Annotated in this window: 3 protein-coding genes; all 3 read left to right on the top strand. The window is 66.4% G+C overall.

The features are described from left to right. Window positions 1–247: 247 nt before the first annotated feature. The 3 genes from V3W46_RS06680 to V3W46_RS06690 are packed head-to-tail and all read left to right on the top strand — an operon-like array spanning window position 248 to window position 2,276. Complete coding sequence (locus V3W46_RS06680; protein WP_331782314.1) at window positions 248–604, top strand: GntR family transcriptional regulator; 357 nt, start codon at window positions 248–250, stop codon at window positions 602–604. Between the two features lie 2 nt (window positions 605–606). Further along, entirely contained in the window at window positions 607–1,500 is an 894-nt protein-coding gene (locus V3W46_RS06685; RefSeq protein WP_331782315.1) for an ABC transporter ATP-binding protein, read from the top strand. Then, on the top strand, window positions 1,497–2,276 hold the full coding sequence (locus V3W46_RS06690; protein ID WP_331782316.1) for an ABC transporter permease: 780 nt from the start codon (window positions 1,497–1,499) through the stop codon (window positions 2,274–2,276). Before V3W46_RS06685 ends, V3W46_RS06690 begins: the two co-directional genes overlap by 4 nt. The last annotated feature ends 51 nt before the right edge of the window (window positions 2,277–2,327 follow it).

The following is a 2,327-nucleotide window of genomic DNA, read 5'->3' on the forward strand; positions in this document are numbered from 1 at the left end:
CCGCCCCCGCTGGTTGAGTAGCGGCGCAGCCGCGTATCGAAACCCTACCGGCGCCGTGCGCCCCCCGCTGGTTGAGTAGCGGCGCAGCCGCGTATCGAAACCCACCGGCGCCGCCCGCCCCCCCCGCCCCCGCTGGTTGAGTAGCGGCGCAGCCGCGTATCGAAACCCCACGCTCCTTGACAACAGCTCCCTGGCGTGGTTGGTTAACTACTGTAGTAACTAACAAAGCAACCGAGAGTGAGTACCGGTGATCGAAGACGGTCGGCCGATCTTCGTTCAGATCGCTGAGCAGATCGAGAACGAGATCATCGACGGCACCCTGCCCGAAGAGGGCCAGGTTCCGTCGACGAACGAGTTCGCCGCGTTTCACCGCATCAACCCCGCGACCGCGGGCAAGGGCGTGAACGTGCTCGTCGAGAACGGCACTCTCTACAAGAAGAGGGGCATCGGCATGTTCGTGTCATCCGGCGCCAGAGAGCGCCTGCTCGCCGCCCGGCGCGACGAGTTCGAGAAGCAGTACATCCGGCCCCTCATCGTCGAGGCCGCAAAGCTCGGCATCACTCGCGAGCAACTGGGCGACCTGTTGAAGAAGTCGGAGGTCTGATCATGAGTGTTGTCGAAATCACCAATCTCACGAAGCGGTACGGATCGGTGCTCGCCGTCGACGACGTGTCGCTGTCGCTCGAACCGAACGTGATCCACGGCCTGCTCGGCCGCAACGGCGCGGGCAAGACCACGCTGATGCAACTGCTCACCGGGCAGGATTTCGCCACCTCGGGCGCGATCAGCGTGTTCGGTGCTGCCCCGGTCGAGAACTCCAGAGTGCTGCAGCAGGTCTGTTTCATCAAAGAGAGCCAGAAGTACCCCGAAGACTTTCGGGTGAAGCACGTCTTCCGCAACGCGCCGCTGTTCTTCGAGAACTGGGACCAGGCGTTCGCCGACCGGCTCATCGCCGACTTCCGGCTGCCGCTCGGGCGACGCATCAAGAAGCTCTCGCGCGGCCAGCTGTCGTCGCTGGGCGTCATCGTCGGGTTGGCCTCGCGTGCCCCGCTGACGTTCTTCGACGAGCCGTACCTCGGCCTCGACGCAGTGGCACGGCAGCTGTTCTACGACCGGTTGCTCGAAGACTTCGCCGAGCATCCACGCACGGTCATTCTGTCGACGCATCTCATCGACGAGGTGCAGAACCTGCTCGAGCACGTGATCGTCATCGACCAGGGTCGCATTCTGGTCGATTCGGATGCCGACGAGCTGCGCGGGTCGGCGACCACCGTGGCGGGCACGGCTCGTGCGGTCGACGCGTTCACCGCGGGCCGCACGGTACTCAACCGGCAGGGGCTCGGGTCGCTCGCCCAGGCCACGGTCACCCGTCTGAGCGACGACGACAGGGCCGCAGCAGCGGCGGCCGGCCTCGACATCACCCCCGTCTCGCTGCAGCAGCTCGTGGTGTCGCTGAGCGGCGCCGCAGAACTCGCCCCGCAGGAAGGACTTGAACGATGACCACTCTCGCCGCGAACCCGCCCGCCGCCCCGGCGGCCCGCTCGGCCGCCGCCGCACCCCGCGTGGTGAACGTGCTGCGCCTGCACCTCACCAACAAGTTCACGACGCTCGGGCTGCCGCTGCTGATCCTGGGTTTCATCTTTTTGGTGAACTACGTCATCTGGCTGCTCATCTACACCTCGACGCCCGAGGGCAACCGCGAGGCGACGGCGGGCACGCAGTACAGCGGCTCGATCGCCTACGTGTTCATCTACATGGCGATCATCGCGGTGCAGGTGGTGCTGCGCACCTTCCCGTTCGCGCTCGGTTTCAGCATCACCCGGCGTGAGTTCGCCCTCGGTTCGGCGCTGCTGTTCGGCTCGCTGTCGGTCATCTACGCGGCCATCCTCACCGTCATGAGCTACCTCGAAGACGCGACAGACGGATGGGGCGTCGGCGGGCACATGTTCTCGACCGTCTGGTACGGCACCGGCACCGTGGCCGAGCGGTTCTCGCAGGAGTTCTTCGGCCTGCTGTTCTTCTTCTTCGTCGGGGCCGCCGTCGCGGTGGTGTACCTGCGCTGGCGCGCCATCGGGCAGACGGTGCTCTGGGCCGGGCTCGTGCTGGTGGGGCTGGGAGTGGTGGCACTGATCACGCTCACCAACGGCTGGGCATCCGTCGGCCAGTGGTTCGTCGACGCGGGCCCCTACGGCGTGGTGCTGTGGACCCTGCCGGTGACGGCGGTCGCGGCCCTGTTCGGGTTCTTCGTTCTGCGCCGCGCGACCCCGGTCTCGTAGCGCGCAGGTTGAGTAGGCGCGCAGCGCCGTATCGAAACCCCCACGCCATCG

The organism is Subtercola sp. YIM 133946, from assembly GCF_036553535.1.
Lineage (GTDB): Bacteria > Actinomycetota > Actinomycetes > Actinomycetales > Microbacteriaceae > Subtercola.

Coding starts and splice junctions, on each gene's coding strand:
- V3W46_RS06690 (WP_331782316.1), top strand. CDS start 1,497: ATGACCACTCTCGCCGCGAACCCGCCCGCCGCCCCGGCGGCCCGCTCG.
- V3W46_RS06685 (WP_331782315.1), top strand. CDS start 607: ATGAGTGTTGTCGAAATCACCAATCTCACGAAGCGGTACGGATCGGTG.